General features: G+C 67.2%; 20 protein-coding genes. 5 read left to right on the plus strand and 15 right to left on the minus strand.

The features are described 5' to 3' along the window. Positions 1-37 precede the first annotated feature (37 nt). The 5 genes from KHO27_RS07825 to KHO27_RS07845 all read right to left on the minus strand — a co-directional run bounded on the left by KHO27_RS07825 (position 38) and on the right by KHO27_RS07845 (position 7,180). Positions 38-1,453, minus strand: a complete 1,416-nt coding sequence (locus tag KHO27_RS07825) for an efflux transporter outer membrane subunit (protein ID WP_094011162.1) — start codon at positions 1,451-1,453, stop codon at positions 38-40. Then, on the minus strand, positions 1,450-4,629 hold the full coding sequence (locus tag KHO27_RS07830) for an efflux RND transporter permease subunit (protein ID WP_110699477.1): 3,180 nt from the start codon (positions 4,627-4,629) through the stop codon (positions 1,450-1,452). Before KHO27_RS07830 ends, KHO27_RS07825 begins: the two co-directional genes overlap by 4 nt. Before the next feature lie 12 nt (positions 4,630-4,641). Next, a complete protein-coding gene (gene mexE, locus KHO27_RS07835) occupies positions 4,642-5,883 on the minus strand; it encodes a multidrug efflux RND transporter periplasmic adaptor subunit MexE (protein ID WP_111532405.1) in 1,242 nt (413 codons plus the stop codon). A 153-nt stretch (positions 5,884-6,036) separates the two neighbouring features. Beyond that, positions 6,037-6,630, minus strand: a complete 594-nt coding sequence (locus KHO27_RS07840; protein ID WP_214501562.1) for an eCIS core domain-containing protein — start codon at positions 6,628-6,630, stop codon at positions 6,037-6,039. Next, positions 6,617-7,180, minus strand: a complete 564-nt coding sequence (locus tag KHO27_RS07845; protein ID WP_110699473.1) for a TetR/AcrR family transcriptional regulator — start codon at positions 7,178-7,180, stop codon at positions 6,617-6,619. Before KHO27_RS07845 ends, KHO27_RS07840 begins: the two co-directional genes overlap by 14 nt. Positions 7,181-7,269: 89 nt before the next feature. On the opposite strand from KHO27_RS07845, the gene KHO27_RS07850 reads away from it, so the two are divergent. Both KHO27_RS07850 and KHO27_RS07855 read left to right on the plus strand, forming a co-directional pair. Beyond that, positions 7,270-8,001, plus strand: coding sequence for an SDR family oxidoreductase (locus tag KHO27_RS07850; RefSeq protein WP_046855892.1), 732 nt, complete (start codon positions 7,270-7,272; stop codon positions 7,999-8,001). A 27-nt stretch (positions 8,002-8,028) separates the two neighbouring features. Further along, positions 8,029-8,628: a 2-hydroxychromene-2-carboxylate isomerase gene (locus KHO27_RS07855; RefSeq protein ID WP_111532404.1), complete on the plus strand. Its 600-nt coding sequence runs from the start codon at positions 8,029-8,031 to the stop codon at positions 8,626-8,628. Here the strand turns inward: KHO27_RS07855 and KHO27_RS07860 are convergent. From KHO27_RS07860 to KHO27_RS07880, 5 genes are all read right to left on the minus strand, one after another. Further along, positions 8,615-8,914 (minus strand): DUF7693 family protein, encoded by a 300-nt coding sequence (locus tag KHO27_RS07860; protein WP_214501563.1) that lies wholly within the window; start codon positions 8,912-8,914, stop codon positions 8,615-8,617. The two genes, KHO27_RS07855 and KHO27_RS07860, sit on opposite strands and share 14 nt — an antisense overlap. 7 nt (positions 8,915-8,921) lie before the next feature. Next, positions 8,922-9,467: a cupin domain-containing protein gene (locus KHO27_RS07865; protein WP_023631327.1), complete on the minus strand. Its 546-nt coding sequence runs from the start codon at positions 9,465-9,467 to the stop codon at positions 8,922-8,924. Positions 9,468-9,546: 79 nt separating this feature from the next. Beyond that, the gene (locus tag KHO27_RS07870; protein WP_110699467.1) at positions 9,547-10,764 is read right to left on the minus strand and encodes an MFS transporter; all 1,218 of its coding nucleotides are present in this window, start codon (positions 10,762-10,764) and stop codon (positions 9,547-9,549) included. A 79-nt stretch (positions 10,765-10,843) separates the two neighbouring features. Further along, a complete protein-coding gene (locus KHO27_RS07875; protein ID WP_110699465.1) occupies positions 10,844-11,377 on the minus strand; it encodes a cytochrome b in 534 nt (177 codons plus the stop codon). Beyond that, positions 11,374-12,420 carry a catalase family peroxidase gene (locus tag KHO27_RS07880; RefSeq protein WP_214501564.1) on the minus strand — a complete coding sequence of 349 codons (1,047 nt, stop codon included), beginning with the start codon at positions 12,418-12,420 and terminating at the stop codon, positions 11,374-11,376. The genes KHO27_RS07875 and KHO27_RS07880 overlap by 4 nt, the downstream gene beginning before the upstream one ends. Before the next feature lie 133 nt (positions 12,421-12,553). On the opposite strand from KHO27_RS07880, the gene KHO27_RS07885 reads away from it, so the two are divergent. After that, on the plus strand, positions 12,554-13,072 hold the full coding sequence (locus tag KHO27_RS07885; protein ID WP_102684630.1) for a sigma-70 family RNA polymerase sigma factor: 519 nt from the start codon (positions 12,554-12,556) through the stop codon (positions 13,070-13,072). After that, positions 13,069-13,821 (plus strand): anti-sigma factor family protein, encoded by a 753-nt coding sequence (locus tag KHO27_RS07890; RefSeq protein WP_111532400.1) that lies wholly within the window; start codon positions 13,069-13,071, stop codon positions 13,819-13,821. Before KHO27_RS07885 ends, KHO27_RS07890 begins: the two co-directional genes overlap by 4 nt. Positions 13,822-13,836: 15 nt before the next feature. Here KHO27_RS07890 and KHO27_RS07895 read toward each other — a convergent pair whose 3' ends face one another. Genes KHO27_RS07895 through KHO27_RS07905 form a run of 3 tightly spaced genes read right to left on the minus strand, consistent with a single transcriptional unit; the run spans position 13,837 to position 16,484 of the window. Next, positions 13,837-14,424, minus strand: coding sequence for a TetR/AcrR family transcriptional regulator (locus KHO27_RS07895; protein ID WP_111532399.1), 588 nt, complete (start codon positions 14,422-14,424; stop codon positions 13,837-13,839). A gap of 12 nt (positions 14,425-14,436) precedes the next feature. Then, positions 14,437-15,285, minus strand: a complete 849-nt coding sequence (locus KHO27_RS07900) for a 3-hydroxybutyryl-CoA dehydrogenase (protein WP_214501565.1) — start codon at positions 15,283-15,285, stop codon at positions 14,437-14,439. 14 nt (positions 15,286-15,299) lie between these two features. After that, a complete protein-coding gene (locus KHO27_RS07905; RefSeq protein ID WP_110699455.1) occupies positions 15,300-16,484 on the minus strand; it encodes an acetyl-CoA C-acyltransferase family protein in 1,185 nt (394 codons plus the stop codon). Positions 16,485-16,655: 171 nt separating this feature from the next. On the opposite strand from KHO27_RS07905, the gene KHO27_RS07910 reads away from it, so the two are divergent. Further along, on the plus strand, positions 16,656-17,669 hold the full coding sequence (locus KHO27_RS07910) for an AraC family transcriptional regulator (protein ID WP_111532397.1): 1,014 nt from the start codon (positions 16,656-16,658) through the stop codon (positions 17,667-17,669). Positions 17,670-17,676: 7 nt separating this feature from the next. Here KHO27_RS07910 and KHO27_RS07915 read toward each other — a convergent pair whose 3' ends face one another. Further along, positions 17,677-19,074 carry an APC family permease gene (locus tag KHO27_RS07915; protein WP_214501566.1) on the minus strand — a complete coding sequence of 466 codons (1,398 nt, stop codon included), beginning with the start codon at positions 19,072-19,074 and terminating at the stop codon, positions 17,677-17,679. A 135-nt stretch (positions 19,075-19,209) separates the two neighbouring features. Further along, complete coding sequence (locus KHO27_RS07920; RefSeq protein ID WP_214501567.1) at positions 19,210-20,460, minus strand: carbohydrate porin; 1,251 nt, start codon at positions 20,458-20,460, stop codon at positions 19,210-19,212. Between the last annotated feature and the right edge of the window lie 42 nt (positions 20,461-20,502).

Consider the following 20,502-nt stretch of genomic DNA (forward strand, 5'->3'; position numbering starts at 1 on the left):
AGGAACCAACCAAAGGAGTCTTCACATCAGGGGGCGGTCAGCGCGAGCTGGCCACCACATCGGGTTGCCAGCCGCCGCCAAGCGCCTTGTAGATCGCGACGATGCCGCTGTACAGCTCGACCTCGCCCTGGGCCTGGGCGTCTTCGGCGCTCAGGCGCTCGCGCTCGGCGTCGAGCAGCACCAGGTAATCCACCGTGCCTTCGCGGTAGCGCACCGAGGCCAGGTCCGCCGCCTTGCGGCTGGCGTCGCTCTGGCGCATCAGCGCCAGCAGGCGCTGTTGGCGCTTGCCGTAGTCGCTGAAGGCGTTGGAGGACTCTTCGAGGGCCAGCAGCACTTGCTGTTCGTAGTTGGCCAACGCCCCTTCGGCATCGGCCTTGGCGCCGCGCAGGCGGGCGCGCACGCTGCCCAGGTCGAACGCCGCCCAGGTGATGCTCGGGCCCAGCGCCCAGGCGTTGGCCGCCGAGGAGCCGATCTGCGAACCGCGGGCGGCGGTGAAGCCGAGGAAGCCACTCAAGCTGACCCGCGGGAACAGGTCGGCGGTGGCCACGCCGACGTTGGCCGTGGCCGCAGCCAGCTGGCGCTCGGCGCTGCGAATGTCCGGGCGGCGGCGCAGCAGCTCGCCGGGGTCGCCCACCGGCAAGGCCTTGGCGATGGCCGGCAGGGCCTTGGGCGACAGGTCCACGGCCATCGCGTCCGGGCGCTGGCCGAGCAGGGTGGCGATGCGGTTCTTCGCCCGTACCTGTTCGGCCTGCAATTGCGGCACGGTGGCTTCGACACCCGCCAGGCGGGCGTCGGCGCGCACCACGTCGAGCTCGTTGCCGACCCCGGTGTCGCGCAGGGTCACGGTGATGTCCCGCGACTGCTGCTGGGTCTTCAGGTTGGCCACGGCGATCTGCTCGCGCAGTTGCGCGCCGCGCAATTGACCGTAGGCGTCGACCAGCTCGGCGATCAGGCTGACCTGCAGTTGCTGCAGGTCGGCCTCGGCCGCCGCTTCCTGGGCTTCGCTGGCCTCGATCTGGCGCTGGATGCGGCCGAACAGGTCAAGCTCCCAGGCCATGTCCAGGCCCAGGTCATAGCGTTCGCTGTTGACCCGGCGCTCGGTCTGGCCGGGCACCTGGCCCTTGCCCAGGTCGCTGCTGGCGCGGCTGGTGACCACGGGGATCTGATCATTGGACACGTCCTCGCGAATCGACCGCGCCGCTTTCAGGCGGGCGAAGGCCACGCGCAGGTCACGGTTGCCGTCCAGCGATGCCTGCACCAGCTGGTTCAGCACCGGGTCGTCGAACTGTTTCCACCACACGCTCTCGAAGCGGCTGCGGTCATAGGCTTTGGCTTCAAGGCCGGCGTCCAGCTTGGCCGGTTCGGTCAGCGGGGCCTGGTAGTCCGGGCCCACCGCGCAGGCCGCCAGGGCCAGTGCCAGCAGGCTCGGGGTCAGGGGTTTGAGCAACTTCATGCATGGTTCTCCAGGGCCACGGCGTGCTCGGCCTTGCGGGCCTGGCGACGCTCGACGAAACGGCGGATCAGGAAGAAGAACACCGGGGTCAGGAACAGGCCGAACACGGTCACCCCGATCATCCCCGAGAACACCGCCACACCCATGGCGTGACGCATCTCGGCACCGGCGCCGGAGGAGAACACCAGCGGCACCACACCCATGATGAAGGCGATCGAGGTCATCAGGATCGGACGCAGACGCAGACGGCAGGCTTCCAGTACCGCAGCCAGCGGGTCGAGGCCCTTGGCCTGTTCATCCTTGGCGAACTCGACGATCAGGATCGCGTTCTTGCACGCCAGGCCCACCAATACGATCAGGCCGATCTGGGTGAAGATGTTGTTGTCGCCACCGGAGATGATCACCCCGGTGATGGCCGACAGCAGGGTCATCGGCACGATCAGGATCACCGCCAGCGGCAGGCTCCAGCTTTCGTACTGGGCGGCCAGCACCAGGAACGCCAGCAGCACGCACAGCGGGAACACGAACAGTGCGGTATTGCCCGAGAGGATCTGCTGGTAGGTCAGGTCGGTCCACTCGAAGGTCATGCCGTTGGGCAGCTCTTCCTTGAGCAGCTTCTCGATCGCAGCCTCGGCCTGGCCGGAGCTGTAGCCGGGGGCCGCAGCGCCGTTGATTTCGGCGGTGATGAAGCCGTTGTAGTGCATCACGCGGTCAGGCCCCGAGGTGTCGCTGACCTTGAGGAAGGTCGCCAGCGGGATCATCTCGCCCAGGTTGTTGCGCACCTTCAGCTGGCCGATCTGTTCGGCGTCGAGGCGGAACTGCTGCTCGGCCTGGACGTTGACCTGATAGGTGCGGCCAAAGCGGTTGAAGTCGTTGGTGTACAGCGAGCCCAGGTAGACCTGCAGGGTGTCGAAGATGTCGTTGATCGCCACGCCATGGGTCTTGGCCTTTTCCCGGTCGATGGCGGCATCGACCTGCGGCACGTTGACCTGGTAGCTGGTGAACAGGCCCGCCAGTTCCGGCACGTTGTGGCTCTTGGCGATGATGTTCTGGGTTTCCTTGTACAGCGCTTCATAGCCCAGGTTGCCGCGGTCCTCGATCTGCAGGCGGAAGCCGCCGATGGTGCCCAGGCCTTGTACCGGCGGAGGCGGGAAGATCGCGATGTAGGCATCCTGGATATCGGCGAACTGGGCGTTCAGCGCGGCCGCGATGGCTGCCGCCGACTGGCTCGGGTCCTTGCGCTCGTCGAACGGCTTGAGCGGGGTGAACACGATGCCGCTGTTCGGGCTGTTGGTGAAACCGTTGATCGACAGGCCCGGGAAGGCCACCGAGTCGGCCACGCCTGGCTGCTTGAGGGCGATCTCGCTCATCTTCTTGATCACCGCCTCGGTACGGTCGAGGCTGGCGGCGTCAGGCAACTGGGCGAAGGCCACCAGGTACTGCTTGTCCTGGGCCGGCACGAAGCCGGTCGGGGTGGACGAGAAGCCCAGGTAGGTCAGGCCCATCAGGCCGGCATACACGAACAGTGCGATACCGCTGGAGCGGATGACCCGGCGCACGCCACCGACATAGCCATGGCTGGCGCGGTCGAAGAAGCGGTTGAACGGGGCGAACAGCCAGCTGCCCAGCAGTTTTTCCAGGAACCGCGAGAAACGGTCCTTGGGCGCGTGGTGGTCCTTGAGCAGCACGGCGGCCAGGGCCGGCGACAGGGTCAGCGAGTTGAACGCCGAGATCACGGTGGAGATGGCGATGGTCAGGGCGAACTGTTTGTAGAACTGCCCGGTAAGGCCTGAGATGAACGCCGCCGGCACGAACACGGCGCACAGCACCAGCGCCGTGGCGATGATCGGCCCGGTCACTTCGCTCATGGCCTTTTGCGTGGCTTCCAGCGGTTTCAGGCCCAGTCCGATGTTGCGTTCGACGTTCTCCACCACGACGATGGCGTCGTCCACCACGATACCGATGGCCAACACCAGGCCAAACAGCGATAGCGCGTTGAGCGAGAAGCCGAACAGGTGCATCACCGCAAAGGTACCGATCAGCGACACCGGCACGGCCAGCAGCGGGATGATCGAGGCGCGCCAGGTCTGCAGGAACAGGATGACGACCAGCACCACCAGGACCAGCGCTTCGAACAGGGTGTGCACCACCGCCTCGATGGAGCCACGGACGAACACGGTCGGGTCATAGACGATGCTGTAGTCCATGCCTTCGGGGAAGTCCTTCTTCAGCTCGGCCATCTTCGCCCGCACTTCGTCGGAGATCTCGATGGCGTTGGAGCCCGGACGCTGGAAGATCGGGATGGCCACCGCCGGCTGGTTGTTCAGCAGCGAGCGTAGGGCGTACTGGCTGGAGCCGAGTTCGACCCGGGCGATGTCCTTCAGGCGGGTGATCTCGCCGTTGGCACCGGCACGGATGATGATGTTCTCGAACTCTTCCTCGTTGACCAGGCGGCCCTGGGTGTTGATCGACAGCTGGAAGCTGGTCGAACCGGGGGCGGGCGGGGCGCCGAGCTGGCCGGCGGCGACCTGGCGGTTCTGCTCGCGGATCGCGGCCACCACGTCGCTGGCGGTCAGGTTGCGCGAGGCGGTCTTGTTCGGATCGAGCCACACGCGCAGCGAGTAGTCGCCCATGCCGAACAGCTGCACGTCGCCCACGCCGCCCAGGCGCGCCAGCTCATCCTTGATGTTGAGGATGGCGTAGTTGGACAGGTAGAGCATGTCATAGCGGTTGTCCGGCGAGGTCAGGTGCACGACCATGGTCAGGTCGGGCGAGGCCTTGTCGACGGTGATGCCGATACGGGTCACTTCTTCCGGCAGCTTGGGCTGGGTACGGGTGACGCGGTTCTGCACCTGCACCTGGGCGTTGTCCAGGTCGGTGCCCAGGGCGAAGGTGATGGTCAGGGTCAGCTTGCCGTCGGCGGTGGATTGCGAGGACATGTACAGCATGTTCTCGACACCGGTGATGGCTTGCTCAAGCGGCGCGGCGACGGTCTCGCCGATCACCTTGGGGTTGGCGCCGGGGAAGTTGGCGCGCACCACCACGGTGGGCGGTACCACTTCGGGGTATTCGCTGATCGGCAGCTGGAACAGCGAGATGGAACCTGCGATCAGCAGCACCAGCGACAGCACCGCGGCGAAGATCGGCCGGGTAATGAAGAATTTCGAAAAGTTCATCGGTGTTGTCCCTTAACCGCGCGGCGCTTGGGCGCTGGCGACTTTGACATTGGCGCCGGCAACCTTCGGCGCCGGGTTGCTGGCCTCCAGGGCCTGACGCTGCTGGGCGAGGGCGGCGAGGGTCTGCTCGCTGGCCATCTGGGTTTCCTCGGGCGTTACCGGCGAGCCAGGGCGCACGCGCTGCAGGCCCTTGACCACGATGCGGTCGTCCTTGCCCAGGCCGCTGCGCACGATACGCAGGCCTTCGAGCTTGGGCCCCAGTTCCACGGCGCGGTAGGCGGCCTTGTTGTCCTTGTCCATGACCAGCACGAATTTCTTGCCAAGGTCGGTGCCGACCGCTTCGTCGTTGATCAGTACAGCGTCGTACTGGGCGCTGCCGACCAGCTTCAGGCGCGCGTACAGGCCGGGGGTGAACTGGCCGTCGCGGTTGTCGAACACGGCGCGGCCACGGATGGTACCGGTGCGCGGGTTGACCTGGTTGTCGACGAAGTTCATCTGGCCCAGGTGCGGGTTGCCGGTCTCGTTGGTCAGGCCCAGGTACACCGGGGTGCTCTGGCCGCGCTGGCCGTCGCGGGCCAGTTGGCTGTACTTGAGGTACACGCGCTCGTCGGCGTCGAAGTAGGCGTAGACCTTGTCGGTGGAGACCACGCTGGTCAGCGGGGTGACGTCGGCCGTGACGATGTTGCCGGCGGTGAACTGGGCGCGGCTGACCCGGCCGCTGATCGGCGCGGTGACGCGGGTGAAGCTCAGGTTCAGGCGGGCCAGGTCGAGCTGGGCCTGGATCGCGTCGACCCCGGCGCGGGCCTCGGCGGCGGCGCTGGTGCGCGACTCGGCCAGTTCCGCGGAGATGGCGTTGCTGTCACGCAGGCGCTCGCCACGGCGGGCTTCGTTGGCGCTGCGGATGGCGGTGGCCTTGGCTTGTTGCAGCTGGGCTTCGAGGCGGCGGACTTCGGCCTGGAACGGGCGCGGGTCGATCTGGAACAGCAGGTCGCCTTTTTTCACCTGGGCGCCTTCGGTGAAGGCCACCAGGTCGACCTGGCCGGACACCCGCGGGCGTACCTCGACGGTTTCCGGCGCTTCGAGGCGGCCGGTGAACTCGTCCCATTCGTTGATCGGCTGTTCGATCACCTTGGCTACGCTGACTTTGGGCGCGGCGGGAGCCTGCACGGCGTCGGGGGTGCGACCGCAAGCGCTGAGCACCACCACTGCCAGGGCAGCGAGGGGGAAGCGCAAGGGTTTGAGTGAGTGATCCATGGAGAACTCCGCCGAGATATTAGTAGTGGGCGGAGTTTGAGTGTCTTGCGCGTGACGCACGAATCAAATGGAGCGAAGGTTATTATCACGGGCAATGATATGTCGGGTGCCATCATCAATCATGACGCATGGGCACCCATCAGAATTGCGCAGTCAGCTCGGCCCGCCAGCGGCCTTTTCACGCAATGCTTTGGCCACCTTGGCCTCGATCTCGTAGGCGGGGCCCTCCAGCGCCTGGTAGTCACGGGTGTACTGCTGGGCGAAGCCCTCGACGCCCAGCGCCTGATACTGCTGCACGTGCTTGAGCTCATGGGCCCACAATGCCACGTTGTCCTCGGCATCGGCGGGGCGGCGGAAGATGACCGTGTCGATCAGGGTCACGGCGTTGACGTCCGGGTTCTGCAGTAGTGCGTTGGCGGCGCTGATCTGCTGTTCGTTGCCGACCCGGTAGCGCGCCGCGTCGAGCACGGCGAAGTCGTACCAGGGTTCGAGCTGGGCGCGGATATGCAGGGGAATCGGCTGCGTGCCATTGGCGGTGGCTTCGTCGCGGGCCTGGCGCAGGGCGAACACCAGGCTGCCGGTGGCCATGCGCTCGACATCCTGCAGCACCTGGCCGCCTTGGTTGGGGTCGATGGGCGCGCAGAAGCATACCACCAGGCAGACCTGGTACTGCCCGGTCGGGCAGCTGTCCTGGGCGAAGGCGGGCAGGGTCATCAGCAACCCCAGCAGCGTGCTAGCGAACTTCATCGAAGACCTGCTCGACCAGCTTGCGGCTGGCGTCCAGCACCTGTGCCTGCACCGGTTCGCTGGCCAGCATGCGCCCCACCACCAGCGCGCCGACACACTGGCTGAGCAAGGCCCAGGCCAGATCGGGATCATCCAGGGTTTCGCTCCAGGCCTCATGCAATTCCAGCAGCCAGTGTTCGGCCTGTTCGCGCACTGGCCGTTCGGCGCGGGCGATCTCCACCCCCAGTGGCGGCAACGGGCAGCCGCCTTCGGCATTGTGCAGGTGCGCCAGGCTCAGGTACTGGTCGAGCAGGCGCTTGAGCCGCGCACGATCGGTGCCACGTTCGACCAGGCGCGCCAGCGGGCTGTTGGCCAGCTCGCGGCGGACGATCTCGCTGAACAGGTCGTCTTTGGACGGGAAGTGGTTGTAGAAGGCGCCGCCGGTCAGGCCGATGGCCTTCATCAGCCCGGCCACGCCAGTGGCGGCGAAACCGCCGCGCTTGGCCAGGGCGCCGCTGCTGGACAGCAGTTTTTCGCGGGTCTGTTGCTTGTGGTCGGTGGCATAGCGCATGCGCGCAACCTCGTGGTGTGGGCTTGACGATGAGCTGATCGTAGCATAGCGTTCGTTTACTAAACGATCATTCATCAATGGAGCGGTCCATGGCAGAACAACAAAAAGTCGTGCTGGTGATCGGGGCGGGTGATGCCACCGGCGGCGAGATTGCCAAGCGTTTCGCCCGCGAGGGCTACATCGCCTGCGTGACCCGGCGCGAGGCGCAGAAGCTGCAGCCGCTGCTCGCCGAGATTCGCGCCGAGGGCGGCCAGGCCCATGGCTTTGGCTCGGATGCGCGCAAGGAAGAGGAGGTCGCCGAGCTGGTGGAGACCATCGAGCGCGATATCGGCCCGATCGAGGCGTTCGTCTTCAACATCGGCGCCAATGTGCCGTGCAGCATCCTCGAGGAGACCCCGCGCAAGTACTTCAAAATCTGGGAAATGGCCTGCTTCGCCGGCTTTCTCACCGCCCAGGCGGTCGCCCGGCGCATGGTCACCCGAGAGCGAGGCACCATCCTCTTCACCGGTGCCACTGCTGGCACCCGCGGCGCGGCCGGTTTCGCCGCCTTCGCCGGCGCCAAGCATGGCCTGCGCGCCCTGGCCCAGAGCATGGCGCGGGAACTGGGGCCACGGAACATCCATGTCGGCCACGTGGTGGTCGATGGTGCCATCGACACCGCCTTCATCCGCGACAGCTTCCCTGAACGCTACGCGCTCAAGGACCAGGACGGCATCCTCGATCCTGCGCATATCGCTGACAGTTACTGGTTCCTGCATGCGCAACCGCGTGATGCCTGGACCTTCGAGCTGGACCTGCGCCCGTGGATGGAGCGCTGGTAAATCCCTCCCTCATACAAGGATTGAATCATGAGCAAGACCGTCGAGTTCTTCCTGGACCTGGGCAGCCCGGCCACCTACCTGGCTTCCACCCAGCTACCCGCCCTGTGCGCGCGTCATGGGGCGCGGTTGGTGTACAAGCCGATTCTATTGGGTGGGGTGTTCCAGGCCACCGGCAATGCCTCGCCGGTAATGGTGCCGGCCAAGGGGCGCTATATGCGCATCGACCTCAAGCGTTATGCCGATCGCTATGGCGTGCCGCTGACCCTGCCGCCGGGGTTCCCGGTCAACACCCTGAACCTGATGCGCGGGCTGATCGGCATCCAGTTGTTTGCCGAAGAGCGTTTCGAGGCGCTGTTGAAGGTGTTGTTCGAAGGGTTGTTCGTGCACGGGCGCAATCTGGCAGATCCCGCGGTACTGGATGAAACCCTGGCCGCCGGCGGCTTCGAGGCCGAGATGTTTCACGAACTGGCCGCCCGGCCCGAGGTCAAGGACGCCTTGCGCAAAGCCACCGAGGAGGCGGTCGAGCGCGGTTTGTTCGGGGCGCCGACGTTCTTTGTCGACGGGCAGATGTTCTTCGGCCAGGACCGCCTGGATTTCGTCGAGCAGGCCTTGGTCAGGCAGGCATGACTGGAAGCAGTCGCTCTATCTGCCTGCGTTCCCAAAGGCTCAGGTGATCGACCGGATTGGTGCCGTAGCGGTGCCAATCGTCCAGCGTGCCCAGCCGTCCATCCGGACACTGGCAGTGGCTGCAGTGGGCCAGCCCCTCGCTGTCCAGCACCAAGGTCAGGCGCCAGCCTTCGACCAGCACCTCGACCTGCCCACCGGCCAAACGAGCGACCGCCACCAGCGGGCGGACGCCAAGGGCGGCATCACGCAGGTACTGGTAGGCCTCGCGGCTGGCAACGGTGGTCATGCGCGGGTCAGAAGTTCGCCGGGGTGTTGGCGCTGATGATCTCGGCCTCGTCGGGGCCGATGTTCTTGAAGCTGTGGGGCAGGGTGGTGGGGATGTAGTAGCCGTCGCCGGCATTGAGGATGCTCACCTGGCCATCGACCCACAGTTCCAGGGTGCCACGGGTGACCAGGCCGCATTCCTCGCCTTCGGCATGCACGATCGGCTCGCCGGAATCGGCACCCGGTGCGTACAGCTCGCGCAGCATGCGCATCTGCCGACCTTCGACGCTGGCGCCGACCAGCAGCATGCGCAGGCCGTTGCGGCCCAGGTCGGGTTGTTCGCCGCCACGGAACACATAGCGCTCCTCGCGCACCGGCTCGTCGAAACTGAAGAACTCGGCCAGGGACATGGGGATCCCTTCGAGCAGTTTCTTCAGGGAGCTGACTGAAGGGCTGACCCGGTTCTGCTCGATCTGCGAGATGGTCGAGTTGGTCAGGCCGCTGCGGCGGGCCAGCTCCCGTTGGGAGAGGTTGTTGCGTTCACGCACCAGTTTGAGTCGTGTCCCCGTGTCCATAGCCGCCTTGTTTGCAGAGGTGTCAAAAATAATGGGCGAGGCATTAAAACACACTCTGCACGCTTGCGCGCTGTGCGCGTCAGTGGCGCTGGTCGGACGCTGCCGGCCACAGACCGACCAGTAACAGCAGGGCGCCCACGGCCAGGAACGGCAGGCGCGGATCGAGGGCGTAGACCAGGGCGCCGGCCAGTGGCCCGATCACCGCGCCCATGCCCTGGGCGGCGCCGATCGAGCCGGCCGTCGCACCTTGTTCGCTGGCGTGCATGGCGTTGGCCGCCAGCGCCGAAAAGGCCGGGAACACGAAGCCCATGCCGAACGCGGCGACGAAGAACGCGCCCCATAGCCACGGCGCGCTGGTGGCCAGGGCCGCGGCGGCGAAACCAAGCCCGGATACGCAGGCGCCGACCTTGATCATCTTCAGAGGTGGCCATTCCAACTGGCGCAGGAACACCTGGGCCAGCATCAGCGCCACGCCCACGCTGGTCAGGGCGATGCCCGCGGCCTGGGCGGCGGCGCCGGCCTCGAGTTGCAGGCGGTCGAGGGCGAAGAAGCCGACGGCGATCTGCGACACGGTGATGCTCAGCATGGCGCTGAAGGCCACCAGCAGAGGCCTGCGCAGGCGCGGGTCGGACAGTCGCACCGGGTTGGGCGCATGGGGCTGGGCCAACGGCTGTGGCTTGAGCTTGAACAGCAGCACGACGAACGCCGTAGCCGGCAGCAGCGACAGCACATAGAACGGCATGCTCAGGCTGTAGCGCGACAGCAGCGCGGCCAGGGCCGGGCCCAGTACCAGGCCGACCGCGTTGGCCGCACCCAGCGAGGCCATGGCCCGGGCCCGGCGCTGCGGCTCGACGTGATCGGCGATCAGCGCGTTGCCGCCCACCGGCAGCGCGGCATAGAAGGCGCCGATCATGCCCCGAGCCAGCATCAGGCCGAAGAAGGCCAGGGTCGCGCCCGGCAGCCAGCGCAACGCGCCGTCGATGAACAGGCACAGTACCCAATAGGCCAAGGTGAAGCCGCCGCTGCCCAGCAGCAGTACCCGGCGCCGGCCAAGCCGATCGGCCAGGCGCCCCCAGGGCCGGGCCAGCAGCACCCAGACCACGCCGGCCACGGTCACCGCCGCGCCGGCCTGCCAGGTGGCCATGCCCAGCAAGCGGGCGATCGGGCCGATCAGGGCGACGAAGGCCATCATCGACATGGTGCAGGCCATGTTGGCCAGCATCAGCGGGCGCAGGTCCAGGGTGCTGGGCGGGCTGCTCACCGGGGCAAGCGTGGCAGGGTCCTTTGCGGCGTTCATAAGGCAGTCCAGGGTAGTTCGACGAAATGAGCGCCGATGTTAGTAATTATTATTTACATTTGTCGAGCCCTGGCGGTGCTCATTCACCGCGACGCAATGGGCCTGGCCACATGCTACGCAAGACGCCGTCGCGACGCACCAGGCCATGCACCAGGGCCGCGCCCAGGTGCGCCAGCACCGTGGCGAACAGCAGGTAGCCGGACCAGCCGTGGGCCTGGCGTAGCACGGCGTAGAGCTGCAGGTCGTGGGGGGCGATGGCGGGCAGTTGCAGCGGGCGGGGGTAACCGCCTGCCGAGAGCATCGCCCAGCCGAGTAGCGGCATGGCCAGCATCAGCCCATACAGCAGCAGGTGCGAGGCGCCGGCGGCCAGGCGCTGCAGGGCGGGCAGGTCGCGAGGCAGTGGCGGGTGCGCCAGGCTCAGGCGCAGGACGATGCGCAGGATCACCAGCACCAGCAAGGCCAGGCCGGTGGCCTTGTGCAGCTCGACCAGCCAAGGGTGGCGGGGCGACAGGTCGGCGACCATGCTCACGCCGATGAACAGCATGGCCAGGATCAGCACGGCCATCAGCCAATGCAGCAGCCGGGCCAGGGGGTGAAAGGCAGTGGCGCTCATGGGCGGGCTCCTTCGGTCAGCGACTCGTGGCTGCGGCGGTTGAACGACACCGAATAGGCTGCCGAGCGGGCGGCGAGGATCGGGTCGGCGGAAGGTTCGATGCCGTGGGGCAGGATCAGCGGGTCGAAGTTCAGGTCGCGGCAGGCGCCTTGCTCGGGGCCGTCGACCTGCTCCAGGACCAGGGTGCCGGCATCGAGGCTGCGGCGTTCGGCGGGCCACGGACGGGCAGGGTCGTCCACCGGATCGCCGGGCTCGGCCAGGGTCAGGCGCAGGGTCCAGCGCAGCGGGCCCTGGGCCAGGCGTTGCTGCAGGTCGTGCTGCAGGAACTGCTTGTCGTCGACCTGCGCGGGCAAGGCGGCGTAAGGCGCCTGCGGCTCCAGTGCCCAGCGCACCGGGTGCGCCTGGCCGTTGGCATCGATCAGGCGGAAGGCGTTGATGCTGTTGTAGGCGGTGCTGGCGAAACTGTCGCTCGGCTTGTAGCTGGCCGCCCACTGGCGAAACGCCGCGCTCTCCGGGTGGGCGGCGAAGAAGGCTTGCAGCCTGGCCGGGTCGGGTTTGCCGGTGGCCGGGTCCGGGGCGCCGGCCAGGACCTGTTCATAGAAACCTTCGACCGTGCTCACAGCCAGTACCGGCGGGTTGTTCATGCCGGTGCGCCAGACCTGGCCGTCGTCGCTGGTCAACTGCACCGCCAGACTGCGCACCGGTATGGCGGTGTCCGGCGCGAACGGATTGGCGCCGCCGATGGCGAAGCGGCCGATCACCGGCACTTTCTGCTGGCTGAACACCCGGGCGCTGGACAGCGAGGCGGCCTGGCCGCTGGCCTGGAAGTAACCGCTGACACACAGGCCCTTGGCATGGTTCTTCCGGTAGCCGGGGTGGTGGCCGGCCTGGGCTTCGAAGGTGTCGATGATGCGTTGCGGGGTCAGCCTTGGCGCGTCGATCCAGCCGGCGGCGTAGGCGAAGCCTGCGCCCAGGGCGGCCAGCGTGGCAGCGATGGCGGCCAGGCGCAGGGCCTTGGCGGGGCCGTGCAGGGGAGTAGTCATGGGAACGGTCCGGTCAGGTGGAATGAACCGGTACGACGCAGGGGCAAACGATTTATTCCCGGCGGGGGAATAGATTCCGTGCCCGCGCGTCTGCCTTGTACACTGACAGCCCGCAGGGCCCCGGAACCCGACCATGCACGATCTGGACGACCAACAATGGCGCGAGCTGCTGCAGCGCCTGCGCCGCTTCGCCCTGTGGCTGACCCGCGAGCCTGGTACCGCCGACGACCTGGTCCAGGCCACGGTCGAGCGCGCCTTGAGCCGTCGCGGCCAGCAGCGTGATGCCGACAGCCTGCGCCCCTGGCTGTTCACCATCCTTTACCGGCTGTTCCTCGACGGCAAGCGCCGCGAGCGCCTGCATGCGCGCTGGCTGGCCTGGTTCGGTCGGGGCCAGGCCGAGGAGCCGACGGGCGGCGAGATCGAGAGCATCGTGCTGGCCCAGGCCGACCTGCAGGCCTTTGCCCGCTTGTCGCCCGAGCAGCGGGCATTGCTGTTGCTGGTCAGTGTCGAAGGCTTGAGCTACAAGGAGGCGGCCGAGACGCTTGGCATCCCCATCGGCACCGTGATGTCGCGCCTGTCGCGTGCCCGTGCCGCCCTGCGTGAACTGACCGAGGGCAGCCCTACGCCCCCGGCCTTGCGGAGACTCAAATGACACGCCTGATCCCCACCGAGCACGAACTGCACGCCTATGTCGACGAGCGCCTGGAGCCGGCGCGCCGGGCCGTGGTGGAGGCCTGGCTGGCCGCCAATCCGCAGGAGGCCGTGCGCATCGAGGCCTGGCGTGCCGATGCCCGGCGCCTGCGTGCGGCCCTGGCCGGCTTTGGCGAGCGGCCGAGCGATCCGGAGCTTGACCTGGCGCCGCTGCGTCGCCGCCTGCGTCAACGCCGGCAGCGCCGCCTGGCAGCAGCGGCGGTGCTGATGCTGGCGGTAGGCCTGGGCGGGCTGGGCGGCTGGCAGGCGCGTGAGGCGACGCTGTTCGCTGGCATGCTGCCCATGGCCGACGCCGTGCAGGCGCACCGGTTGTTCGCCGATGCCAGCACGCTGGACATCGAGGCCCGCGAGCCGGCACGCCTGCAGGCTTGGCTGAGAACCCACTTCAACCGTGTCGGCCGCTTACCGGACCTGGCCGGCTATGGCTTCCAGCCCGTGGGCGCGCGCCTGCTGAGCAACGAGGCGGGGCCGGCGGCCTTGCTGGTATTCGAGGATCGCCAGGGGCAGCGCATCAGCCTGTTCCTGCGCTCACCGGGCGAGCATTTCGAGCGAATGCCTACCGGCCAGCGCACCGATGGCCAGCTGGAGGCTCGCTATTGGTCCCATGGCGATTACAACTTTGCCCTGGTCAGCGCGGCGGACGATGCCCGTGGCGAGCAGCTGCGGCAGGCGTTGGGGGTCAGTCTGTAGGGCGTGCTCAAGGCGCTAAACGAGTGTCCTTTCCATGGCGCCCACCACCAGACCCTCCATCAAGCCCATGCCCTCAGCTTCACCCAGGCCCTTGCCGCGCAACATCCCGGGCAACTGGTTCAACAGCGTTGCCAGCACATGCCCGGTGGCCGCCAGGGTTTCCCCGGCCAACCGCGCCTGTGGCGCAATCAGGCGTAGCAGCCCGGTTTCGTAGCGCTCGCGCAAAGCCGCAAGGCGCGCCTGTTGGTCCTCGCTCAGGCAGCAGAAATCCCGCTCGGCCAGGCGGAACTGCAACGGCCGCTCGCCATGCAACTGCCAGTGCGCGGCGATCAGGCAGGCCAGTACCGGCTTGCCCTGGGCCCGCGCCCGGCGCCCCTGGTCCAGGGTCGCCTGCAGTTCCTCGTACAACTCCTCGATAAGGTCGTACAAAAGGTCCTGCTTGCTGGGGAAGTGGTGGTATAGCGAACCTGCGGTCAAGCCCACGTGCGCCGCCAGCTCACGCATGCTGACCTGGCCGAAGCCTTTCTCGGCGAACAGGGCCATGGCCCGGTCACGCCGCTCCTCGAAATTGGCGCAGCGCAGCGCCGCAGTGACCGGGGCCATGGCGCGGTTCCTCTAGTAGGTGAAGAAGCCGCGGCCGCTCTTGCGCCCCAGGTAGCCGGCGGCAACCATTTCCTTGAGCAGCGGCGCGGGGCGGTACTTGCTGTCGTTGAAGCCTTCATGGAAGGCCTCCATGATCGCCAGCAGCGTGTCCAGGCCCACCAGGTCGGCCAGCGCCAGCGGGCCGATCGGCTGGTTGCAGCCCAGGCGCATGCCGGTGTCGATGTCCTCGGCGCTGGCCAGGCCTTCCTGGAACACGAAGATCGCTTCGTTGATCATCGGCACCAGGATGCGGTTGACCACGAAGCCTGGGCGGTTGCCGGCGGTGATCGGGGTCTTGCCGAGCCGCTCGGTGACCAGCAATGCCTGGGCATAGGTCGCGTCGCTGGTCTGCAGGCCACGGATGATCTCGACCAGCGCCATCATTGGCACCGGGTTGAAGAAGTGCACGCCGATGAAGCGCTGCGGCTGCTCGATGCTGGCCGCCAGCTGGGTCACCGACAGCGACGAGGTGTTGGTGGCGATCAGGCACTCGGCGCCGACGTTGGCCGCCACCTGCTGCAGGATGCGCTGCTTGAGGGCGAGGTTCTCGGTGGCCGCCTCGATCACCAGTTGCGCGCTGGCCAGCTGGGCGTAGTCGGTGCTGGTGCGGATGCGCGCCTTGGCCGCGCTGGCCTTGTCGGCGTCGATGGTGCCCTTGCCGACCTGGCGCTCGAGGTTCTTGCCCAGGGTCGCCACGCCACGCTCCAGCGCCGCGTCGGAAACGTCCACCAGCAGGACCTGGTAGCCGGCCAGCGCGCACACCTGGGCGATGCCGTTGCCCATGGTGCCTGCGCCGATCACGGCGATGTGTTCGGTGTTCATGCTGCTGACTCCTGTCAAACGCGTTCGAAGACGATGGCGATGCCTTGACCGCCGCCGATGCACATGGTGGCCAGGGCGTAGCGGCCCTGGACGCGGTGCAGTTCATGGATGGCCTTGGTGGCGATGATCGCGCCGGTGGCGCCGACCGGGTGGCCGAGGGAAATGCCCGAGCCGTTGGGGTTGACCTTTTCCGGGTCGAAGCCCAGGGCGCGGGCCACGGCACAGGCCTGCGAGGCGAAAGCTTCGTTGGACTCGATCACGTCCAGGTCGCTGACCTTCAGCCCGGCTTTCTCCAGCACCTTCTGCGTCGCCGGGATCGGGCCCAGGCCCATCAGCGCCGGCTCCACGCCGGCGTGGGCGTAGGCGACGATCCGCGCCAGCGGCTTGAGGCCCTGGCGGCGTACGGCGTCGCCGCTGGCCAGGACCAGGCCGGCGGCGCCGTCGTTGATGCTGCTGGCGTTGCCGGCGGTGACCGTGCCGTCCTTCTTGAACACCGGCTTCATGCTGGCCAGTTGTTCGGCGCTGGCATCGGTGCGCACGTTCTCGTCCACGGCGAACTGTACGCTGCCTTTGCGGGTCTTGATCTCGATCGGCACGATCTGGCCGTCGAAGCGGCCTTCGGCGATGGCGCGGGCGGCGCGATGCTGGCTGGTCAGGGCGACCTCATCCTGCATCTCGCGGCTGATGCCATGGGCCGCCGCGACGTTCTCGGCGGTGATGCCCATGTGGAAGTGCTCGAACGGGTCCTGAAGAATGCCGACCATGTAGTCGATGCCTTGCAGGTCGCCCATGCGTGCGCCCCAGCGCGCTTGCGGCAGCAGGTAGGGGCCGCGGCTCATGGCTTCGGCGCCGGCGGCCAGGGCGATGTCGCTGTCACCCAGCAGCAAGCCCTGGGCGGCCGAGACAATGGCCTGCAGGCCCGATCCGCACAGGCGGTTGACGCTGAAGGCCGGGGTTTCCTTGGGGATGCCGGCGTTCATTGCCGCGACCCGGCCCAGGTAGGCATCGCGTGGTTCGGTGGGGATCACGTTGCCCATCACCACATGGCCGATCTGCTCGGCGGACACGCCCGAACGCTCGATGGCGGCGCGGGTGACCTGGGTGGCGAGGTCGGCCAGGGGCAGGTCCTTGAGCGAACCGCCGAAGCTGCCGATGGCCGAACGTACCGCACTGACGACGAAGATTTCTGTGCTGCTCATGGGGGCTCCGTATTCGAAGGCGTGGCGGGGCGCGGGAGGCTCTGCGAGAATGGCGCCCACACCCAGCGGGGGTGGATCGAGTCTAGGCAATGGCCTGCGGGCGGCCTATGCCGGATCTGTTCAGACAACCTGGCATTTTTTGCCACTCAGCATAGACAGCGGACTTTTGCCATGCGCGATAGCGATACGGTCGCGGTGTACTTCCTCAATGCCATGGTTCACGCCCTGCGCGACCGGCCCCAGGCGCGGGACGCCCATCTGCGGGCGGTGGGCATCGACCCGCAGGTACTGGCCCAGCCGCTGGCGCGGGTGCCGGCCAAGGCCTTCGCCCAGTTGTGGCTGGCGCTGATCGACGAGCTGCACGATGAGTTCTTCCAGCTCGACAGCCACGGCATGCCCCTGGGCAGCTTCGCCCTGATCTGCCGCGGGTTGATCCAGGAACCGACCCTGGGCAAGGCGCTACGTCAGTGCCTGGGCAGTTTCGCCCTGTTCCTGCGTGACCTGAACGGCAATGTCACGGTGCGTGGCGCGCGCACCGTGATCAGTGTGGAGTCGAGCATCGCCGATCCGCTGACCCGGGTCTACGCCGAGGAAACCTACCTGGTGCTGGTGATCGGCCTGCTGTGCTGGCTGGCCGGCCGACGCATCGCCATCGACCGTACCGAGCTGGCCCTGGCGCGCCCGGCGCAGGAGGATGACGCATTGCTCTGGGGGCCGGACCTGCGCCTGGGCAGCGGGCGCACCGAGGTGGAGTTCGACAGCGCCTGGCTGCGCCTGCCGGTGGTGCAGGATCTGGCGGGGTTGAAGGGCTTTCTGCGCAGTGCGCCGCAGGGGCTGGTGATCCGCTTTCGCAACCAGAATGGCCGGGTGGCGGAGGTCTATCGTCATTTGCGCGCCCTGCATTACGGGCAGTGGCCGACGCTCGACGCCATGGCCGCACGGCACAAGCTCAGCGCCAGCAGCTTTCGCCGCCAGTTGGAGCGCGAAGGGCGCTCCTACCAGCAGATCAAGGACGAGGTGCGCCGGGCAATGGCCTTCGAGCTGCTGCGCGAAGGCCATCTGAGCATCGCCGAGATCGCCGAGCACACCGGCTTCCAGGAGCCCAGCGCGTTTCACCGGGCGTTCAAGAAGTGGACCGGACAGAGCCCGGGCAGCTACCGGGCCAAGCGTGCCGCATCGGCTTGATCAGCGGTCAGGGCTGCAAGGGCTCGGGCCTGAACAACGGCTTCTTCATCACCGCTTTGATCCACACCACCGCGATCAGTGAAACCACCGCCAGCACCAGCCCGGCGGTGCCATAGATCTTCAGGCTCATCTCGGGGCTGGGCGATGCGTTCCAGATCGCATACAGCATGCCGCCGATGCCGAACAGTTGCGGCAGCGGATAGAACGGCGTGCGGAACGGCCGAGCCAGGTGCGGGTAACGATGGCGCAGGGCGATCACGTCCAGGTGCACGATGATGTAGGCCAGCAGCCAGGCCAGCGCGGCGGCCAGCAGCAACAGGTTGATCGCCGCCGCGTCCTGGCCCATCAGCAGGATCGGCAGCCCGGTGATCGCCGCCACGAACAGCACGGCGACCCACGGTGTGCGGGCGCGCGGGCTGAGCTGCTTGAACTGGGGGAACGCCTGGCCATTGCAGGCCATGCCGTAGAGCATGCGCGGGATGGCCGCCAGCGAGGTGTTGAGGGTGCTGCAGGTGGCGGTGACCGCGGCGATCACCAGGAACACTTCGCCGGTCTTGCCGAACACCGTGGTGGCGAACAGGTAATGGGGCAGGGCATCGCTGCCGAGCGCCTCGCGTGGCACCAGGAATAGCGCGCCCAAACCGTACAGGCCGATGGTGATGAAGATGACGGTGAGGCCGATGATCATCGAGCGCGGGATGTTCCGCTCGGGCTTGCGGGTTTCCTCCACCAGCGAGCAGACGAACTCGGCGCCGACGAAGCCCCACACGGCCATGGCGGTCAGGGCCAGCACCCCGGCGCCCATGGGGTTCCAGTCACCCTGCAGCAGGGTGGTGGTGACACCCTCGGCATGCCCTTCGCTGATCGCGGCAACCCCGAGGATCAGCAGCACGATGACCATGACCACAGCCATGGCGCTCTGCAGCTTGGCGAAGAGGTCGATGCCCATGAGGTTGAGGCCGGTAAACAGGGCGAGCACGCCAAAGGCCACCGAGTATTGCGGGAACACCCCAGGGTAGACCTTGCCGACGATCAGGTCGAGCAGCAGCAACTCGGCCGACAGCGCGAACATGGCCACCACCACGTAGCCGGAAAAGGTCGCGAGGATGGCCGGGAAGTGCCCCAGCGCGACCTCGGTGTAGCTCGACAGGCTGCCGGCGCGCGGCACCAGCAGGGCCAGCTCCGAGAACGAGAACGCATAGCTCAGGGCCAGCAGGTAGGCCAGCCCGAGGGGCACGATGAAGCCCAGGCCGGCGGCGCCGACCCCCTGCAGCATCATCACCATCACCCCTTGCGACACCACCAGGCCTACGGCTACCGCCAGCAGCGAGCCCAGCCCCAGGACCCGGCGAAAGCCGGCTTGATCGTGCTGCACGCTGGCAGGCACGGACGCACTTGCACTCATGACAGTTCCCCGCTCTTTGTTGTTGTAGTTGCGCCAGATACTGGGACAGGGTACGCAGCGGGGAAATTAGTAAATATGTGGTTGGTGCAGAGGAAAAAGCTGGGTTGGCAGGGGGCCGCGGGGCGGCCCCGATGCTCAGAATGTCGCCTTGACCTGCAAGCCGACTACCAGGGCGTTGTCGATGTCCTTCCCGGAAAACGCCCCTGGCTCGACGATGTACTGCACGTCCGGGCGCAGGTTCAGCCACGGCGTGGCCTGGTAGCCGTAGCTCAGCTCGATCAGTTGCTCGGCGCTGTCGATGTCGGGGAATGGCTGGCCGGCATTGAATGCGGCAGCCTCGAGCACGTCGCGGCTGCGCGGGTTCGGCACTGCGCGCCCGTAACCCAGCGCCACGGTATCCCGAGGCCGGCCCACGAACGGCTGGTACAGCACCACGCCGGCACCGTACCACTTGGTGAATGGCGAGGCGGCCTTGCTCGAGGCCGAGTACTGGCCGAAGGCGTGCAGGCTGCGCCCTGGTAATGCCGGGTCGTTCCACACGGCCTGGTCGACCAGCAGGTAATGGCCACCGCGACCGGCGACTTCCTCGCTGCTGCCGATGCGTTTCACGTTCGAGCTGTCGTAGTAGTAGCCGACCTTGTATTCGCCCGGCAGCTCGCCACGCAGCTTGTACACCAGTTCGAGCGGGAGCACGGTGCCGGTGCTGTGCTTGGGCCCCAGGTGCCAGGCACGGCTGGAATTGCCGTTGCTCTCGGGGTCGACGTTGAACGCCGCAACGCGCAGTTGCCAGTCCGGCGCCAGGTCGTACTTGAGCCGCGCGCCGAGGTGAGCGTTGGGGTAGTTGGTCCAGCCGCTGCCGCCGGACATGTTCAGCGGGTGGCCGCAGAAGCCGGCGTTCATGAAGTTGCACAGGATGCCGCTGTCCAGCCCGCCGAGGTCGTTGCCCATGGCCATGTAGCCGAGCTTGAGGTTGAGCGAAGGCGACAGGTTGCGCTCGTAGCTAAGTTCGGTGAGTCGGGTGTAGAGGCCACCGTAGTTTTCCTGGATCGGCAGGCGGTTGCCCACCAGGTCCTCCGAGGCGCTGTTGCCGCGGCGGTCGTTGATGGTCAGCTGGACCTTGCCGCCGTTGTCGAGGCCGTACAGTTTCGACAGGTCGAACTGCGTGCCCAGCTTGAGGTTCTGCGAGTAGCGGGCCGAACGGTGCAGGCCGCCGTGGGCGTTGTAGGCGGTCTCGCCGCTGTAGTCGCCGGTGAAGGTGATGCCGTCTGCCGAGAGCTGGTGGCGCAGGCCGCCCCAGTCGCCGGTCAGGGTGTTGTCGGCGGCGAATGCAGTGGTGCTGGCGAGGGCAAGGAGCAGGGTGGGGGTGAGGCGTGAAACGGATGACATTGCGAAGTCTCGAGTGGTCTGAAAGGGCCTGTATCGCCGGCT

The sequence above is a fragment of the Pseudomonas sp. RC3H12 genome, from assembly GCF_018596375.1.
Lineage (GTDB): Bacteria > Pseudomonadota > Gammaproteobacteria > Pseudomonadales > Pseudomonadaceae > Aquipseudomonas.